We start from the raw sequence: 17,828 nt of genomic DNA on the forward strand, positions 1-17,828 counted from the left end.
CGGCCCGACGGTGCAGCGACGAGCGTCAGCCGAAGATCATCGGCAGGTCGCCGTCGTCGCCCGCCTCGTCGTGCGCGAGTTCGACGAGCACGGGCACGTGGTCGCTCGGCGCGTCGCCCTTGCGCTCGTTGCGATGGATCGAGGCATCCGTCACCTGGTCGGCGAAGGCCGCGGAGCCCAGCACGAAGTCGATCCGCAGCCCCTCGTTGCGGGGGAAGCGGAGCTGCTTGTAGTCCCAGTACGTGTAGCCGGTCGGCACGATCGGGCGGACGACGTCGGTCATCCCCGCCTCCTCGAGGGCGCGGAACGCGGCGCGCTCGGGCGGCGAGACGTGCGTCGTGACCCCCTCGATGACGGTCGGGTCGCCGTTGTCCTCATCGAGGGGCGCGATGTTGAAGTCGCCCATGAGGGCGAACGGGCGCTCGGGGTGCGCAGTGGTCTCGGCGCGCGCGAGGTCGGCGAGCGCCGCGAGCCAGTCGAGCTTGTAGGTGTAGTGCGGATCGCCCAGGGATCGGCCGTTCGGCACGTAGAGGCTCCAGAGGCGGATCCCGTCGACCGTCGCGCCGATCGCGCGCGCCTCCTTCGGCAGGTCGAGGCCTTCGTGGCCCTTCAGGAAGCCCGGCATGCCGGGGAACTCGGTCGCGACGTCGGCGATCGGGAGTCGGCTCGCGATGGCGACGCCGTTCCACTGGTTGAGCCCGTGCAGCGCGAGGTCGTAGCCGGCCTCCTCGAACGGTTCGTGCGGGAACTGCTCGGGCTTGCACTTGATCTCCTGCATCGCGAGGACGTCGACGTCTTCGCGGACCATCCAGTCGACGACGCGGCCGTATCGGGCGCGGATCGAGTTGACGTTCCAAGTGGCGATGCGCATGGATTCCAGCCTAGGGTCGCCCGCCGACGCGTCGTTCCACCCGACGGCGGGGGTGGATTCGGTCCCGCGGCGGAGGCGAGATGGGGCGCCGCTCGCGCGGCGCCCCATCGACCGGGTTCAGCAGCGCTTGAGCGGCTGGTCGAACGAGATCTGCGAGAAGTAGCCGAGCAGGTACGCCTCGTAGACCCCGAGGTCGGCGATGTGCTGCTGCACGGCGTCGGGCACGCACGACGGCGGCACCGCGTACATCGGTGCGGACGCGAGGCCTCCCGCGAGCGCCGCGCCCGAGAGCGCGTCGGGGAACATCAGGCCGTTCGTCAGGAACGCGAACACGGAGCTGTCGCCGTACTCCACGCTCCACGCCCACGAGTTGATCGCGAGCGACGTGGCGTAGCGGTCGGCGCCGGCGAGCCGGATCTTGCCGTAGTACGACCAGAGCTGGTTCTCGATCCCGGTGGACACCACGGCAGTGCCGCCCGCGATCGCCACGGCCAGCGGGTCGCGGTTCGCGACGGTCGCCATAGTCGCCGAGTCGAGCGACCCGGCGGTGCCGGGGACGATCAGGACCGGCTCCCGGTACGCGGCCGCGGCGTTGCTGGCGGCGAGGGCGTCCGGGAAGTCCCGGCCGGTGGCGATCCAGACGATGTCGACCGTGCGGAAGGCGCCGTCGACGATCGCCCGCGAGGTCGCGTAGCGGTCGGCGCCGGCGCGACGCACCACGTTCGCACCGGGCACGAGCGACGCGAGCGAGGACTGCACGCCGGCCGACACGGCGCCGGTTCCGCCGGCGATGTAGATCGTCGCGGGGTTCAGTCGCGCGACCTGCTCGGCGATCGCCGCGGGGACCGACGTCGGTGCGACGAGCAGCAGCGGGCCGCCGCACGTGGCGGCCGCGGGTGCCGCGCTCAGGGCGTCGGGGAAGTTCGCTCCGGACGCGACGTAGACGCAGTCGACGTCATCGGGGAACTCCGCCGCGATCGCCGCCGAGGTCTCGTAACGCGTTGCCCCGGCGATGTAGTCGCTCAGCAGCGGCGCGAGCAGTTCGTCGATGCCGGAAGTGTCCTGTCCGTCGGTGACGGCGACCTGCGTCGCGTACTGGGCGTAGGCCTGGTTGGGGTAGAAGTCGGGGAGGAGCTTCGAACCGGGCGTCTCGTCCTCCACCAGGACGAGGTACTCGCCGGTGTCGAGGCCGACGATCGAGTACGAGCCGTCGGCTGCGCTCGTGGCGCTCGCCACCGGCGCGGACAGGATGTCGTTGACCGCATCGTAGGTGTAGGCGGTGACCGTGGCGCCGCCGAGCGGCTCCCTCGAGTCGTAGTCGACGAGCTCCTCGATCGTGCCGGAGATCGATGCCGTACCGGCGGCGAGGGCGTACCCCACCGCGTCGTCTGCGGCGTCGGCGTCGGCGTCGGCGGCGGCGCCGAGCGCGGAGACGCCGAGCGAACGGCTCCGGGGTGCGGTGGGGTCGGCGGCGTCGGACTCCGTGATCCGGGCGGACTCCTGCTGGGAGAACGATCGGTCGGGTTCCGCTTCGGAGGCGAAGGCCGACGGGGTGACGGCGCCGAGCAGGGCGACTGCGGCGACGAGCGCGGCCGTGCGATACGGCCAGCGCGGGCGTGAAGACACCAAGGGGGTATCCCTTTCGGGTTGTAGGGGCGACGGGTCGGGCGAGCCGTCCGCAAGATCGTAGGGTGCGGCCGTCCGGCCGCGCCACACCCCGTTCGGGTCAGGGGCGAGTGGTCGGCTCAGCGCCGGCGCGGCTCGCGCTCGCCGATGCGCGGCACCACCGTCCAGAAGGCCAGCAGCAGGAGCAACGCCACCCCGCCCGCGACGTACCCCGCCTGGCGATTGACGGTCACGTCGAAGATCAGCATCGCGACGCCCGCCGCCACGAGCGACACGACGACCAGCAGGGTGAGGAGCAGCGTGTTCGCGATGCGCACGACGCGGTCCTTCTGCTTCTTGCCGCTGAGCTGCCGGTGCAGGATCACCGGTGCGAGGCCGAGCATGGTCGCGGTCGTCGCGAGGATGACGAGGGCGAGGTAGAGCACGACCTCCTGGGCGTCGAGGTCGGCGAACTTCGGCTGGAACGCGACGGCCAGCAGGAAGCCCGTGATGAGCTGGGTCCCGGTCATCACGACGCGCAGTTCCTGCAGGATGTCGTTGAACTTCCGATCCTGGCGCTCCGCCTCGGTCTCGTGCCGCTCCTCGGCTGCGCCCGAGGCCTCCGCTCCCGAGCCGCCCATCGCCTCAGATGTCATGGCGGGATGCTACGCCGGTTGCACGCCCGACGCGGTGAGGGCCGCTCCGAGCGCGAACGCGCCGACCATGAGCACCATGCCGGCGATCGGGATCCAGAACGCGATGCGCTTCAGGACGAGCACGACGACCGCGGCGATGAGTGCGATCGCGGCCACGACGATCGGCAGGATCATCGCGAGCAGCATGCCCGTGCCCATGCGGTCGTAGTCGCAGGCCGACGACGCCCCGCACGAGTCGCTCGCGAACGCGAGGAAGAACGAGAAGAACAGCAGCACGAACGCCAGGCCCGCCATGAGCACGAGCAGCACGATCGTGAGCACCAGGTCCCACACGACGACGGGCCGCTTCGCGGGCGCGGCGACGACCTCGGACATCCGACCCTCCCCCGGCGCGCCCCCGCACGCCTGACCGAAGTCTGACAGCGGCGGAGGCTGCTGCCAAGATGTGAGGAGGGCCGAGCGGAGGGTGGGCACGTGAGGTACAGCATCGAGGGGGTCGACGGTCTCCCCGAGATCGGCGTCGGGGCCGACCTGGCCGCGCTCATCGTCGGGGCGATCGGCGAACCGCTGGCCGACGGCGACATCCTCGTCGTCACGTCGAAGATCGTCTCGAAGGCCGAGGGCCGGATCGTCCGGGCCGACGATCGCGAGCAGGCGATCACCGACGAGACGGTCCGCGTCGTCGCCACCCGCCAGACGGGCGACTTCACCACTCGGATCGTCGAGAACCGGCTGGGCATCATCGGGGCGGCCGCAGGCGTCGACGCCTCGAACGCCCCGGACGGAACGGTGCTGCTCCTCCCGGTCGATCCCGACGCGTCCGCGCGGGCGCTGGCCACGGGCATCCGCTCGCTCACCGGTGCGCGGGTCGGCGTGCTGCTCTCCGACACCCTCGGCAGGCCGTGGCGGGAGGGCCAGACCGACATCGCGATCGGCGCGGCCGGGGTGCACGTCTTCGACGACCTCCGGGGGCAGGCGGATGCCTCGGGCAAGCCGTTGGCGGTGACGATGCCGTGCGTGGCCGACGAGCTCGCCGGAGCGGCCGAGCTCGTGAAGGGCAAGTCCGCCGGGGTGCCCGTGGCGATCATCCGCGGGCTCGACCGCCTCGTGGGCGACCTCGACCTGCCCGGCGCCCGCACGATCGTGCGGCCGGCCGATCGCGACCTGTTCCGCCAGGGCGCCGAGGAGGCGTACGACGAGGGCTACCGCGCGGGGTTCGACGAGGCGCAGGCCGAGGGGCCGCTCCGCACGGAGTGACGGCTGCGCCCCGAGGGCGTGCGCATCGAACATGATTTCTGGATCCAAGATGCAGACTTCACCGTGATCTTTCCGATACATTCGGGATCCATGACGGCAGGGGAGCGCAACGGCGCGGTCGAGTCCATCGAGGTCGGAGCGCCGAGCGATCCGGAAGCCGCGCTCGCGCGACTCGCCGGGCGCCACGCCGTCGGCTACCGGTCGGTGGGCGTCATGGCGTACGACATCATCCGCGAGGCGATCCTCGACGGAACCCTCCCGCCCGGGCACAAGCTGCGCCAGGAGACGCTCGCCGAGCTGATCGGGGTCTCGCGGCTGCCCGTGCGCTCGGCCCTGATCCAACTCGAATCCGACGGCCTCGTGGAGTTCCACGACCGGCGCGGGGCCGTCGTCAAGTCGCTCTCCGTCGACCAGGCGCGCGAGGTCTACCAGCTCCGCATCCTGCTCGAGACGGCGGCGCTGCGGCAGTCGATGGCCGACATGACCGACCAGCGCCTCGCACGCCTCCGGGAACTCGGGCGCACGGCCGACGCCAAGCAGGAGGGCGGCGACTTCGTCGACGCACGCACCGCGTTCTACGCCGAGCTCTACGACGCCGCCCGCCGGCCGATCCAGTGGGAGCTCATCGAACAGCTCCGCCTGAAGGTGGGTCGCTACATGCTCGGATGGCGCCTGGTCGGCGACGACTCGCATCATCACTCGCACGACGAGCTGACGGATGCCGTCGCTGCGGGCGAGGTCGAACCCGCCGTGCGGCTGCTCCAGCACCACCTCGAGGGCGTGCGCGACGGCGTGCTCGAGATGCTGGAGGCGGAATCCCTCGCGCAGGCCGCGCCGGCTCGTCGTCGGCGTTCGCGGGGCTGAGTCGACTCGTCCGACCGGCCTTCCGGCTCGCATGCTTGCTTTCTGGATCCAGTATCCGAAATAATCATGGAGCGGGAGGTGGACCCGCCGTTCGGGCCGACCGGCCCGGAATGACACCACTGCGACGACGCGTCAGGATGGAGGGGTGTCAGTGCACATCGGCTACGCCGCGATGCTCGAGCAGTTCCCTCCATCCGACGCGGTCGCGTATGCGGAACTGGCCGAACGGCACGGGTTCTCCGGAACGATGGCGACCGACCACTTCCAGCCGTGGCTGCCGCAGCAGGGCCAGTCGGCCCACGTCTGGAGCGTGCTCGGCGCGATCGGCGCGCGCACGCGCGGCGACTTCGGTCCCGGCGTCACGACGCCGACCTTCCGCACGCACCCCGCGGTGGTCGCCCAGGCCAGCGCGACGCTCGCCTCCATGTACCCGGGTCGCCACTGGCTCGGGATCGGCTCGGGCGAGGCCCTCAACGAACACGTCGTCGGCGACTACTGGCCCGAGGCGCACGAGCGGATCGCGCGCATGTTCGAAGCCGTCGAGGTGATTCGCAAGCTGTTCGCCGCCTCGATCGCCGGGCGCGAGGTGCGGCACCACGGCCCGCACTTCCGCATGGAGACGACGCGACTCTGGACCATGCCGCCCGTCGCGCCCCAGGTGCTCGTCGCGACGAACGGTCCGGTCACCGCGCGGCGGGCCGGCAAGGTCGCCGACGGGCTCATCACGACCGGTGGTCCGTACGAGCGGCTCGCGGCGCTGGTCGCCCGGTTCGCCGAGGGCGCTCGCGAATCGGGCCGCGATGCGAGCGCGATGCCGAGGGTCCTGCAGCTCCATGTGTCGTGGGCCGAGACCGACGCCGAGGCGATGCGGAACGCCCTCACCGAATGGCCGATCGGCGGCATGCGGTTCTCGCGGAGCGACATCCGATCGCCCTTCGAGTTCGAGCAGCTGGCGCGCAGCGTGCGACCGGAGGACTTCGAAGGCCGCATGCTCGTGTCATCCGACCCCGACGTGCACCGCGCGCACCTCCAGCGCCACCTCGACCTCGGCTTCGACCGGATCTACCTCCACAACGTCGGCCGCAACCAGCAGCGGTTCCTCGAGGTGTTCGGCCGCGACGTGCTCCCGGGGCTGCGGGCATGAACGCGGCGACCCGCGGGCGGCCGGCGGGCCCGACCTTCGCCGTGCGCGTGCTCGAGGGGATCGGCGAGATCCGCCGCGGCGACGACCTCGTCGAGGTCATCCTCGCGTCGGCCGGCGACACGCTCGCCGATGGCGACATCCTCGTGGTGACCTCGAAGGTCGTCTCGAAGGCCGAGGGGCGGGTCGTCCGGGCAGCGGATCGCGAGCAGGCGATCACCGACGAGACGGTGCGGATCGTGGCGACCCGGGCGCACGAGGGCGGCATCACGCGGATCGTGGAGAACCGACTCGGCATCGTCGCGGCCGCCGCCGGCGTCGACGCCAGCAACACCGAGGACGGCACCGTGCTGCTCCTGCCCCTCGACCCCGACGCGTCCGCGCGCGCGATCGCCGAGGGCCTCCGGTCGCGGACCGGGCGACGGGTCGGCGTCATCCTCAGCGACACCCTCGGTCGTCCGTGGCGCGAGGGGCAGACCGACGTCGCGATCGGCGCAGCAGGGGTGCGCGTGCTCGACGACCTGCGCGGCACCGAGGATTCCGCGGGCAAGTCGCTCTCCGTGACCATGCCGTGCGTCGCCGACGAGCTCGCCGCGGCCGGCGACCTGCTCAAGGGCAAGTCGAGCGGATGCCCCGTGGCCGTCGTCTCGGGGCTCGGCCGCCTCGTCGGACCGATCGACCTGCCCGGAGCGAGGTCGATCGTCCGACCCGCCGAGCGCGACCTGTTCCGGCTCGGCGCCGACGAGGCGATGGCGCAGGGCATGACGGCGGGCCGCACCGCCGGGTACTCGGCCGGGCGCTCGATCGGATTCGCCGAGGGATTCGCCGCCGCGCTCGCGGCCGCCGAGCGCGAGCGGGTGCCGCGATGAGCCCGCGGGCCACCGACCCCGGGTGGACGATCGTCGTGCCCGTGAAGTCGCTCACTGGCGCGAAGACGCGGCTGGCCCCCGAACTCGGGCCCGCGGAGCGGGCCGCGCTCGCACGGGCGTTCGCGCTCGACACGATCGATTCCGCGCGTGCGGCACGTGCCGTGCGGCGCGTGCTCGTCGTGTCCGACGAGCCGGTCGTGGAGCGCGAGCTGCGCGGCGTGGCCGGAGTCGACGTCGTGCCCGAGTTCGGTCCGCGCGGCCTCGCCGCCGCGATCGCCCACGGCATCGCCGTCGCCGGCGTCGAGCCGCGCGAGGCGATGACGACCGCCGTCGCAGGTACCGAGCGCGCGCCCGCACGGACCGTCCGCACGACGGTGGGAACGGCCGTGCTGCTGGGAGACCTGCCGGCCATGGGGCCCGACGACCTCGATGCGGCGCTCGCGGTCGCCGCGCGGCATCCGCTCGCCTTCGTGGCCGATGCCGAGGGGACGGGCACCACGCTCGCGACCGCGCTCGCGGCAGTGCCGTTCACCGCGCACTTCGGCCCGGACTCGGCCGTCCGTCACGCCTCGGCCGGATTCGCCGACCTCGTCGCCGACGATCCCACGGCGATCGCGCCGGGCCTCCGCCGCGACGTCGACACCGCAGGCGAGCTCCGCGAGGCGATCGCCCTTGGCGTGCGGGCCCGGACCGCCGAGGTGGTCCGCGGGCTCGGCGGCCGCCTCCACCTCGCCGACGGCGCCGCGCCGCGGCATCCGCTCGACCCACCGACCGCGCCCACGGGCGCCGCAACCGCGCCGTACGGCGCAGACAGGAAGGCAGCATCGTGACCCTGACCCTCGGATACAAGGCCAGCGCCGAGCAGTTCGATCCCCGCGAACTCGTCGAGATCGCCGTCGCGGCCGAGGCGCACGGCATGGAATCGGTGTGGACGAGCGACCACTTCCAGCCCTGGCGGCACACCGGCGGGCACGCGCCCTTCTCGCTCACCTGGATGGCGGCGGTCGGCGAACGCACCTCCACGGTGAAGATCGGCACCAGCGTGATGACGCCCACCTTCCGGTACAACCCGGCCGTGCTCGCACAGGCGTTCGCGTCGCTCGGCGTCATGCACCCCGACCGCGTGATCGCCGGCTTCGGCACGGGCGAGGCGCTCAACGAGATCGCGACCGGCTTCCAGGGCGCCGGCGAGCAGGAGTGGCCCGAGTTCCGCGAGCGCTACGCGCGACTGCGCGAGGCCGTCCGCCTGATGCGCGCGCTCTGGAACGGCGAGCGCGTGAACTTCGAGGGCGAGTACTACTCGACCCACGACGCGTCGATCTACGACCGACCCGAGGGCGGCGTGCCGATCTACATCGCCGCGGGCGGGCCGCAGGTCGCGAAGTACGCCGGCCGGGCCGGCGACGGGTTCATCTGCACCTCGGGCAAGGGGGCAGGGCTCTACGTCGACCAGCTCATGCCGGCCGTGAAGGAGGGGCTCGAGGCGCGCAACGACGGCCTCGGGTTCGACGGCTACGACCGCATGATCGAGATCAAGCTGTCGTACGAGGAGGACGAGGACGACGCGCTCGACAACTGCCGCTTCTGGTCGCCGCTGTCGCTGTCGAAGGAGCAGAAGCACGACATCACCGACCCGGTCGAGATGGAGCAGGCCGCCGACGCGCTGCCCATCGAGGAGATCGCCGGACGCTGGATCGTCGGCACCGACCCCGACGAGGTCGTCGCCGAGATCGGGAAGTACGTGGAGTGGGGCTTCAACCACCTCGTGTTCCACGCGCCCGGGCACGACCAGCGGCGGTTCCTGGAGCTCTTCGAGCGCGACCTCGCGCCGCGGCTGCGCGCGCTGCCGGGCGCCTGAGCGGCATCCGTCGAGCCGCGACTCGCCCCGACCCCTGCGCCCGCTGAGCCCGCCCTGCGCCCGCTGAGCCCGCCCTGCGCTCGCTGAGCCCGCCCTGTGCTCGGGAGGAACTTCCGCTCGGTGCCCGGCGTGTCCGGACGTGACACGCCGGGAGGGGCGCAGAAGTTCCTCCCGAGGGGGATGCCGGCCCGGCCGGCCCGGCCGGCCGGCCCCGCTCAGCCGGCCGGCTCGAGCACGAGCCCGGTGCCGCCGCCGCGGCGCTCGGGTTCGGCCGCGGCCGTCATGAGCCCGTCGGCATCCACCTCGATCGTCGCGGCCGCGCCGATCTCGCCCGCCGGGTTGATGACGTGCCCGTACGGCGCGAGGTCGTCGGCGTACTCGGCGATGAAGTCGGCCTCGGCGAGGACCGCGGCGGTGTTGCGCTGCGTCGCGCGGGGCGCGGCGACGGCCTCCGGCATGGACATGCCGAGGTCGATGCGGTTCAGCAGGATCTGGACGACCGTCGTGATGATCGTCGATCCGCCGGGCGAGCCGACGACGTAGCGCACCTCGCCGTCGTCGAGCACGATCGTCGGCGACATCGACGAGCGCGGACGCTTGCCGGGCTCGACGATGTTCGGGTCGTCGGGGTTCGGCACGAAGCTGAAGTCGGTCAGCTCGTTGTTCAGCAGGAACCCGCGACCCGGCACGGTCATGCCCGATCCGCCGGTCTGCTCGATCGTGAGCGTGTAGGCCACGGCGTTGCCCCACCGGTCGACGACCGAGAGGTGCGTGGTGGAGATGTTCTCGGTGTCCTCCCGCTCGGCGGAGGCCGCGGTCGCGCAGCCGGTCGCGTCGAGCGCGCCCGGTGCGACGGGCTTCGCGGATGCCGCATCCGGATCGATCGCGCACGCCCGCGAATCCGCGAATTCCTGGCTGAGCAGCGTCTCGGTCGGCACGTCGACGAACGCCGGGTCGCCGACGTACGCGTTGCGGTCGGCGAACGCGTGCGCGGTCGACTCCAGGTAGAGGTGGAGCGCCTGCCCCGGGTCATCCGCCGACGGCTCGAAGTCCTCGAGGATGTTCAGCGATTCGCCGACCGTGGTGCCGCCCGACGACGACGGCGCCATGCCGAAGACGTCGAGGCCGCGGTACTCGACGTGCGTCGGGTCCTGCAGCAGGGTCGTGTACGCGGCGAGGTCGGCGGCGGTCATGGAGCCCGGGTAGGCCGGCAGCGTGGCGTCGTCGGTCGTGATCGGGTCCTGCACGAGGTCGGCGATCTCGTCGGCGATGGCCCCCTCGTAGAACGCGTCGGTGCCGCGCAGGGCGATCTCGCGCAGCGTCTTCGCGAGGTCGGGGTTGCGGAACGTGGAGCCGACCGCGGGAGGCGCGCCGCCCGGGAGGAACAGCTCGGCCGTGGCGGGGAACTGGGCGAAGCGCGCCCGGTTCGCCTCGGTCTGCGCGCGGAAGGTCTCGTCGACCTCGAATCCGCGCGTCGCGAGGAGGATCGACGGCTTCAGCATCTCCTTCAGCGACTCGGTCCCGAACTCGTCGAGGGCGGCCTCCCACGTCGCGAGGGTGCCGGGCACGCCGACCGAGAGCCCGGAGGACACGGCCGACGAGAACGAGTACGGCGAGCCCGTCGCCGGGTCGATGAACGCGTCGCTCGGCATCGCGGCGGGGGCGGTCTCGCGACCGTCGATGGTGGTCACCTCGCCGGATGCGGCGTCGAAGTACACGAAGTACCCGCCGCCCCCGATGCCGGCGCTGTAGGGCTCGGTGACGCCCAGCGCCGCAGCGGTCGCGACCGCGGCGTCGGCCGCGTTGCCGCCCTTGCGGAGGACCTCGAGTCCGATCCGGCTCGCCTCGGCGTCGACGGATGACACGGCCCCGCCGTATCCCGTCGACGTGGCCGGCGACGGAGGAGCGGGCCTGCCCGCGGAGACGCTCGTACCGGGTGGCGCGGCCGACGGCAGCGCGACCGCCGGACCGGCGGCGACGAGCCCTCCGGCCGCGAGCGCCGTGGCGGTGAGGACGCCCGCGCGTCGGAGCGCGGAGCGGGAGCGGATTTCGGCGTCGACCATGGGATACCCCCCGAACTGGTTACAAGCGAATGCTGCAACCGTAGACCCCGACGGCGAAACCGGGCAATGGGGTTGCGCCGCGTGGCGTGCGACGGGACCGGGACGATCCGCCGGATGACGACCGCCTGCGAATCCGCCCCGCACCGGGCCCGCGCGAGCCGCGCAGGCGTAGCCTGAGGACATGAGCCCACGTCGCACCGGGCCGTCGCGATTCCGAGCCCGCACCGTCGTCCCCGCCGTCGGGGTGCCGGTCGCGATCGCGGTCGCGGTGCTGGTGCCGATGCAGGCGAACGCCACGGTCGACCTGCCCGACCTGACGCCGGAGGAGCTCGTCGCGTTCGCGAGGGCCGGCGACGTCGATGCGCTGTCGGGAACCATCGAGCAGCGGTCCGAACTCGGCTTGCCGGACCTCGGTGCGCTCATGGGCGGCTCGGGCGCCGCCTCCGGCTCCGGCGATGCGGCGGGCGACGACTCCGCGGCATCCGACACGCTCTCGGACCTCGTCTCGCTCGCGACGGGCAGCTTCGAGGCGAACGTGTACCTCGACGGGCCGCACGCCAGGCTGCAGGTGCTCGACCGGATGGCCGAGCGCAACGTCTACGTGAACCCCGGCGAGGCGTGGTTCGTCGACTCCGAGTCGCAGACCGCCACGCGGCTGAGCGTCGCCGACGACGCCGACGTCGCGGGTCTCGAGGCCGAGCTCCAGCGGCTGGCCGACGAGGCGAGGGCGACCGCCGAGGCGCGACTTCCCGACGGCGAGCAGCTGCCGACCCCCCAGCAGCTGCTCGACCGCGCGCTCGATCGGCTCGACGAGACCACGGAGGTCTCGGTCGGGACCGACGGGCGCGTCGCCGGCCGCGACGCGTACGAGCTCGTACTCGAGCCGAGAACCGACGACACCCTCGTCGGCGAGATCCGCGTCGCGGTCGACGGCGAGAACGGGGCGGCGCTGGCGGCATCCGTCACGGCGAGGGGGGCCGACGCGCCCGCCTTCGAGACCGGGTTCACCGACGTCTCGTTCGCCGCGCCGGATGCATCGGCGTTCGCATTCGAGCCGAGCGCGTCGTTCACCGTCGAGGAGGAGGAACTCCCCCTGCCGACCGTGGAGGAGTTCCGGCAGTGGCTCGCCGACGCGCAGGCGCGCGAGGACGCGGGGGCGGATGCGACGGCCGACGGGCCGCACCCCGTCGTGCACGGGGAGGGCTGGGCCACGGTGGTCGAGGTGGATGCCGCGACGGCGGCCGAGATGATGGCCGAGCGCAGTGCCGAGGCCGGCGCCGACACGGGCGAGGGCGTCGCCCCCGCCACCGAGCCGCCGTTCACCGACGGCGAGGCACTCGACCTGCTCGATGCACTGACGACCCCCGTCGACGGCGGTCGCGCACTGCAGACCTCGCTGCTGTCGGTGCTGTTCACCGATGACGGGCGCGTGCTCGCAGGATCGGTCCCGGTCGACACGCTCGTCGGGTACGCCGAGTCGGGCCGCTGACGGGCCGCCGGTGAGCGACCTCGCCATCCGGACCGACGGTCTCACGAAGCGCTTCCGCGCCCAGGTCGCGGTCGACGGCATCGACCTCGCGGTACCGCGCGGATCGGTGTTCGGCTTCCTCGGGCCGAACGGCTCGGGCAAGACGACGACGATCCGCATGCTGCTCGGGCTCGTGGGTGCGACCGCCGGCACCGCGCAGGTGCTCGGCACCGAAATGCCGAAGGGGCTCGACGACGTGCTGCCTCGCGTCGGCGCGCTCGTCGAGGGACCGGCGTTCGCGCCGTTCCTCTCGGGTTCGGCGAACCTGGCCCGGTTCGACGCCGCCGACCGACACGCATCCCCCACCACGCGCGCCCGGCGCGTGGCCGACGCCCTCGACCGGGTCGGGCTGTCGCACGCCGCACGCAAGAAGGCGGGTGCGTACTCGCTCGGCATGAAGCAGCGACTCGGGCTCGCGAACGCCCTGCTCATGCCGCGGGACCTCCTCGTGCTCGACGAACCGACGAACGGGCTCGATCCGCAGGGCACGCGCGAGGTGCGCTCGCTGATCCGCTCGTTCGCGGCCGACGGCACGACGGTCTTCGTCTCGAGCCACCTGCTGGCCGAGGTCGAGCAGCTGTGCACGCACGTCGGCGTGATGAGCGCCGGGCGACTCGTCGCCCAGGGCACGCTCGAGGAGTTCCGGCGGTCGGGCGAGTCGCGCGTCGAGGTGGTGACGCCCGATCCCGAGGCCGCGCGCACCGTGCTGGCCCGGCTGGGACTCGCGACGGATGCCGCGGCCCCGCCGGATGCCGCGGTTCCGCCGGTGCCCGCGCGGTCGACCGGCGTCGCCGACGCCGTCCTCGTCACCGCCGCCCTGCCGACGGGATCCGGCACGGCCGCGGGCCGGCCGGCCGCCGAGGCGATCGTCGCCGCGCTCGTGCGCGACGGCGTGCGCGTGCGCGGCTTCGCGATCCGCAGCACGAGCCTCGAGCAGCGCTTCGTCGAGCTCACGGGGGAGGGATTCGATGTCGTCGCCTGAGCCGTCCACCGAGGTCGGCGACGCCACCGGTCTCGGTGCGGCCGGCCTCGGGGATGCGGTCGCCCCCGCGCCGTCGACCGCGCTCCCGCGCGGCGGCGGCCTGGCCTCCCTCCTCGCCTCCGAGACGGCGACGCTCTTCCGACGGTGGCGGACCTGGGCCATGCTCGCGGCGCTCGCGCTCATCCCGATCCTCATCGCGATCGCGATCCGCATCGCGGGGCCGTCGAGCCCGGGCCGCGGTCCGGCGTTCCTCGACCAGGTCGCCGGAAACGGGCTCTTCGTCGGCGTCACGGCGCTCGTCGTCGCGACGCCGCTGTTCCTGCCGCTCACGATCGCCGTCGTCGCGGGCGACACGATCGCGGGCGAGGCGAGCCTCGGCACGCTCCGCTACCTGCTCATCGCCCCGGCCGGGCGCCTTCGCCTGTTGTCGGTGAAGTACGCGGTCGCCGCGGTGTTCTGCGTCGCCGCGGCCCTCACCGTGATCGCGGTGGGCACCCTCATCGGCTGGGTGCTGTTCCCGATCGGGCCGGTGACGCTGCTCTCCGGCGGGGAGGTCTCCGTCGGAGAGGGACTCCTGCGCCTCCTCGCGATCGGCGCGTACGTCGCGGTCTCGATGCTCGGGCTCTCGGCCATCGGCCTGTTCGCCTCGACGCTCACCGTCGTGCCGGTCGGCGCGATGGCGGCGACCGCGATCCTGGCCGTCGTCGCCCAGATCGTCGGGGCGATCCCGCAGCTCGAGTGGGTGCATCCGTTCCTGTTCACCGACCGCTGGTTCGACTTCGCCGACCTGCTGCGTTCCCCGCCCTCCTGGGGGTCGTTCGCCGACGGCGCGCTGCTGCAGGCCGCATGGATCGCCGTGTTCGGCGGGCTCGCGGCCTGGCGGTTCGCGACTCGCGACATCCTCTCGTAGCGGGGCGCTCGGCGACCGCTCGGTCAGCTCCTCGCGGCGCGGCGCTCGCCGATGCTCGGCGGGAGCTTGCAGAGGTCGTAGAAGTACCGCGTGGGCGTGGATTCGTCGGTGAGGTCGACGATGACGTTCGTCGAGGCGTGGGGGAGTTCGTCGCCCGCGAGCGTCCAGACCGTGAAGTGCCAGATGCCTCGGACGGCGTCGTTCAACAGGCGTCGGCCGTCGACGACGAGCACGGCGTCGTCGGCGTCCGCCCCCGCGAGCGTGCCGGCGCGGAACGGCTCGACGGTCTCCGCGCGCAGTTCGGCCTCGGAGACGTCGCCCAGCGAGACGCGCACGGCGGGCTGCCCGCGTCCGACGAGCGTCGCCGCGAGGTCGTCGGCGAACCGCGCGGCGGATGCCTCCGAGGCGCCCTCCACTGCGACGAGCCGCCGCCCGCGCCACGAATTGTGCAGGAACTCGTCGGCGACGGATCCGAGGAGGTCCCACCGGGCATCACTGAGCGCAGCCATGCCCTCACGCTACGCCCGCGGCTCGCGCGTCGCACGGGCGCGACCCGGGATCAGCCGCCGTGACGCGGCTCGAGCCAGACCTTGTCGTGCGCGTCGTCGACGGTCGCATCGTCGCTCGACTCCAGCGTCAGGCCGTCGGGGGAGGCGGGTGGCGCGGGCGGAGGCGACTCCGGCGCGAGCGGTTCGGGCGCCAGCGTCTCGGGTGGCGCCGGCGCGACACGCGCGCCGGGCGCGACGACGGTGTCGAACAGGGCCATCGCCTGGCTCATCACCGTGTTGGACACGACGGCCGTGCCGCCGATCGCCAAGACCCGGGAGACCCGGTTGCGGACGATCTCCTCGGCGGCGCCCGCGTCGAGCGCGGTGTTCACCAGCACGAGCACGCCGCCGGTCGATGCGACGGCCGGCGCCGCGGCCAGGGCGTCCGGGAAGTCGCGGCCGGTGGCCAGGTAGGCGGTCGACGCCTCCGACACGCCGTACAGGTCGCGGCTGATCGCGCGGGACGTCTCGTAGCGGTCGCGGCCCGCGAGGCGGACGACCTCTGGGGCCAGAGAGCGCAGTTGCGCGAGCACGGCGTCGCTGACGACGCCGGTGCCGCCCGCGACGACGATGCGCTTCGGCCTCAGCCGCTGCAGTTCGGCCAGCGTGGCCGGGAGGAGCGAGTCGCCCTGGTTGAGCAGCACCGGGCCGCCGCGCGTCGCTCCCGCCGAGCCTGCGGCCAGCGCGTCCGGGAAGTCGAGTCCGGTGGCCACGTACGCGACGGGCACGCCCGGCGAGAAGGTGCCCGCCGAGAGCAGCGCGGCCGTCTCGTAGCGGTTCGCACCGCCGCGACGTTCGACGGTCGCACCCGTCAGGTCGCCGATCTCGGCGGCGACCGCGTCGCTGACCACCGAGGCGGAGCCCGCGATGATCACCTTCGACGGCGCGAGGCGCGTCAGCTCGTCCTTCACCACCGCCGGGATCTCGTTCACCGTCACGAGCAGCACGGGACCAGCCCCGCCCGTCAGCGGCGTGGCGCTCAGCGCGTCCGGGAAGTTGTTGCCCGTCGCGATGACGACCGTGCCGCCGGTCGTGTCGAAGTGCCGCCGCGAGACGAGCACCGCAGTCTCGTAGCGGTCCTGGCCGCCGTCGCGGGCGGAACTCGCCGCGAGCTCGAACCCGCTGGCCCTCGCGAGGATGTTGCCCATCACCGTGCGGATCTGCATGTTGTCGTACTTGCCCACGCCGCCGAGGGCCTGGTTGATGCGCCACGTTCCCGCGCTGAACACGTCTGCGCCGGATGGGGCCCGGTAGATCCAGGCGTCGGCGACGCCGGCGTGGCCGTGCACGTCGACGATCGGCGAACTGGCGAGCAGGGTGCGCGAACTCGCGGTCGGCGCCGGGTACTCGGACATGAATCGATCGACCTCGCCGCCGACGAGGTAGGGCAGCCGCGAGCCCGTCGTGAGGCCGGTGCCGCGGTACGCCCAGTGCGAGGGATTCCGCACGACCCAGGGCGCATCGGCCTCCGGCGTCATCTCGCCGTGCATGTCGTACTGCGCGCCGATGAGGCGCTGCTCGGCGCGACCGATGTCGCGGAAGAGGATCGTCTTGTCGGCGAGGGTCGCGACCGGGTCGAGCGAATTGATCTTGTAGCAGACGACGACCCGCCGATCCGCGCCGCCGGCCGACGGTTCGTAGCGCACCTGCCAGAACACGTCGTTGCCGCCGAGGAATCCGAGGTCGACCCCGGAATCCCTGGTCTGCTCGGCTGCCGTGTACATGGCGCCGGTCCAGTACTCGTCGTGGCCGAGGGAGAGCAGCCCGGCCTGGCCCTCGGCGATGGCGGGATCCCGGTCGAGGTCGATGTTCGTGACGTACTTGACCGGCCAGCCGCGCGATTCGAGGTAGCCGGCCGTCCAGATCGGCTCCCAGACCTTGTGGCTGACTCCGGACCAGTAGTAGGGCCGGTCGAAGCTGACCTTGACCGCCCGCACCGTGCCGGCGACGGTGTTCGCCCCCGCCGAGTTGAATTCGTAGAGGCTCTTCCCCGTGCCCTCGGGGTAGTTGTTGTACGCCTGGAACGTGTTGACCGGCAGCATGGCGACGATCGCGCCCTGCTGCGCGTCGTCGCGGACCACGAACTGCGCCCAGTTCTGGTACCTGCCCTGCGTGAGCACGACGAGGTAGATGCCCGACATCCATCCCGTGGTGTCGAACGTGAGCGTGCTGTTCCACGGGCAGGTGAGCATGCCCGTGCTCGCGTTCGTCTGGCACGCGGCCTGCTTGACCCCCGGCGCGGTCCCCTTCGTGATCAACCGCCCGCTGAGGCCCTGGTACCAGCCCATCCGGTAGACGCCGTACTCGAAGTCCCCGGCGGTCGCCACGCTCACCTTGAGGTCGATCGGTTCGCCCGTGTCGACGCTGGTCTCCGACATGAAGCCCTTGATCGGGCTCACGGTGTCGGGCCCGATCTCCTTCCCGGCCGCCGGGATCTGCCATGCCGACGTTCCGGGCTTCCGGTTCTCGAGGACCATCGGGCTGGTGGTCTCCGCGGCCGCCGACGCCAGCGATGCCGTCGTCGCCGCGCTGATCGCCGGGGTGGAGGCCGGCGTCCGGGCCTGGGCGTCGGGCCCGACGAGACCCGTCTGGACGACCAGGGCAAGGAGTGCAGCGGCGATGAGCGCACGCGAGAGACCGAAAGCCATAATCCCCTCCTCATGGCGCGCGTACGTT

At 72.6% G+C, this 17,828-nt stretch carries 16 protein-coding genes; 9 read left to right on the plus strand and 7 right to left on the minus strand.

What is annotated here, in order from left to right; translation table 11 throughout:
• Positions 1 to 25: 25 nt before the first annotated feature.
• From ACSJD1_RS01760 to ACSJD1_RS01775, 4 genes are all read right to left on the minus strand, one after another.
• Positions 26 to 871: an exodeoxyribonuclease III gene (locus ACSJD1_RS01760; RefSeq protein WP_438853594.1), complete on the minus strand. Its 846-nt coding sequence runs from the start codon at positions 869 to 871 to the stop codon at positions 26 to 28.
• Positions 872 to 988: 117 nt separating this feature from the next.
• On the minus strand, positions 989 to 2,497 hold the full coding sequence (locus ACSJD1_RS01765; RefSeq protein WP_438854105.1) for a cell wall-binding repeat-containing protein: 1,509 nt from the start codon (positions 2,495 to 2,497) through the stop codon (positions 989 to 991).
• Positions 2,498 to 2,616: 119 nt separating this feature from the next.
• Positions 2,617 to 3,132, minus strand: coding sequence for a DUF6328 family protein (locus ACSJD1_RS01770; protein ID WP_438853595.1), 516 nt, complete (start codon positions 3,130 to 3,132; stop codon positions 2,617 to 2,619).
• 9 nt (positions 3,133 to 3,141) lie between these two features.
• On the minus strand, positions 3,142 to 3,606 hold the full coding sequence (locus ACSJD1_RS01775) for a hypothetical protein (protein WP_438853596.1): 465 nt from the start codon (positions 3,604 to 3,606) through the stop codon (positions 3,142 to 3,144).
• Between ACSJD1_RS01775 and cofE (ACSJD1_RS01780) the strand changes: the two genes are divergently transcribed.
• The 6 genes from cofE (ACSJD1_RS01780) to fgd all read left to right on the plus strand — a co-directional run bounded on the left by cofE (ACSJD1_RS01780) (position 3,607) and on the right by fgd (position 9,121).
• Entirely contained in the window at positions 3,607 to 4,389 is a 783-nt protein-coding gene (gene cofE, locus ACSJD1_RS01780; RefSeq protein ID WP_438853597.1) for a coenzyme F420-0:L-glutamate ligase, read from the plus strand.
• 90 nt (positions 4,390 to 4,479) lie between these two features.
• Positions 4,480 to 5,253 (plus strand): GntR family transcriptional regulator, encoded by a 774-nt coding sequence (locus ACSJD1_RS01785; protein WP_438853598.1) that lies wholly within the window; start codon positions 4,480 to 4,482, stop codon positions 5,251 to 5,253.
• Positions 5,254 to 5,398: 145 nt separating this feature from the next.
• Entirely contained in the window at positions 5,399 to 6,397 is a 999-nt protein-coding gene (locus ACSJD1_RS01790; protein WP_438853599.1) for a TIGR03557 family F420-dependent LLM class oxidoreductase, read from the plus strand.
• Positions 6,394 to 7,263 (plus strand): coenzyme F420-0:L-glutamate ligase, encoded by an 870-nt coding sequence (cofE, locus tag ACSJD1_RS01795; RefSeq protein WP_438853600.1) that lies wholly within the window; start codon positions 6,394 to 6,396, stop codon positions 7,261 to 7,263. Before ACSJD1_RS01790 ends, cofE (ACSJD1_RS01795) begins: the two co-directional genes overlap by 4 nt.
• Complete coding sequence (gene cofC, locus ACSJD1_RS01800) at positions 7,260 to 8,093, plus strand: 2-phospho-L-lactate guanylyltransferase (protein WP_438853601.1); 834 nt, start codon at positions 7,260 to 7,262, stop codon at positions 8,091 to 8,093. Before cofE (ACSJD1_RS01795) ends, cofC begins: the two co-directional genes overlap by 4 nt.
• On the plus strand, positions 8,090 to 9,121 hold the full coding sequence (fgd, locus tag ACSJD1_RS01805; RefSeq protein ID WP_438853602.1) for a glucose-6-phosphate dehydrogenase (coenzyme-F420): 1,032 nt from the start codon (positions 8,090 to 8,092) through the stop codon (positions 9,119 to 9,121). Before cofC ends, fgd begins: the two co-directional genes overlap by 4 nt.
• 215 nt (positions 9,122 to 9,336) lie before the next feature.
• Here fgd and ggt read toward each other — a convergent pair whose 3' ends face one another.
• Positions 9,337 to 11,184 (minus strand): gamma-glutamyltransferase, encoded by a 1,848-nt coding sequence (gene ggt, locus ACSJD1_RS01810; protein WP_438853603.1) that lies wholly within the window; start codon positions 11,182 to 11,184, stop codon positions 9,337 to 9,339.
• A 181-nt stretch (positions 11,185 to 11,365) separates the two neighbouring features.
• On the opposite strand from ggt, the gene ACSJD1_RS01815 reads away from it, so the two are divergent.
• Genes ACSJD1_RS01815 through ACSJD1_RS01825 form a run of 3 tightly spaced genes read left to right on the plus strand, consistent with a single transcriptional unit; the run spans position 11,366 to position 14,604 of the window.
• A complete protein-coding gene (locus ACSJD1_RS01815; RefSeq protein ID WP_438853604.1) occupies positions 11,366 to 12,673 on the plus strand; it encodes a LolA family protein in 1,308 nt (435 codons plus the stop codon).
• A complete protein-coding gene (locus tag ACSJD1_RS01820; RefSeq protein ID WP_438853605.1) occupies positions 12,603 to 13,694 on the plus strand; it encodes an ABC transporter ATP-binding protein in 1,092 nt (363 codons plus the stop codon). The genes ACSJD1_RS01815 and ACSJD1_RS01820 overlap by 71 nt, the downstream gene beginning before the upstream one ends.
• Entirely contained in the window at positions 13,681 to 14,604 is a 924-nt protein-coding gene (locus ACSJD1_RS01825) for an ABC transporter permease (RefSeq protein WP_438853606.1), read from the plus strand. Before ACSJD1_RS01820 ends, ACSJD1_RS01825 begins: the two co-directional genes overlap by 14 nt.
• Before the next feature lie 23 nt (positions 14,605 to 14,627).
• Here ACSJD1_RS01825 and ACSJD1_RS01830 read toward each other — a convergent pair whose 3' ends face one another.
• Positions 14,628 to 15,113 carry a nucleoside/nucleotide kinase family protein gene (locus ACSJD1_RS01830; RefSeq protein ID WP_438853607.1) on the minus strand — a complete coding sequence of 162 codons (486 nt, stop codon included), beginning with the start codon at positions 15,111 to 15,113 and terminating at the stop codon, positions 14,628 to 14,630.
• Positions 15,114 to 15,163: 50 nt separating this feature from the next.
• Entirely contained in the window at positions 15,164 to 17,800 is a 2,637-nt protein-coding gene (locus ACSJD1_RS01835) for a N,N-dimethylformamidase beta subunit family domain-containing protein (protein WP_438853608.1), read from the minus strand.
• Between the last annotated feature and the right edge of the window lie 28 nt (positions 17,801 to 17,828).

The organism is Agromyces excoecariae (assembly GCF_051715505.1).
Classification (GTDB): Bacteria; Actinomycetota; Actinomycetes; order Actinomycetales; family Microbacteriaceae; genus Agromyces.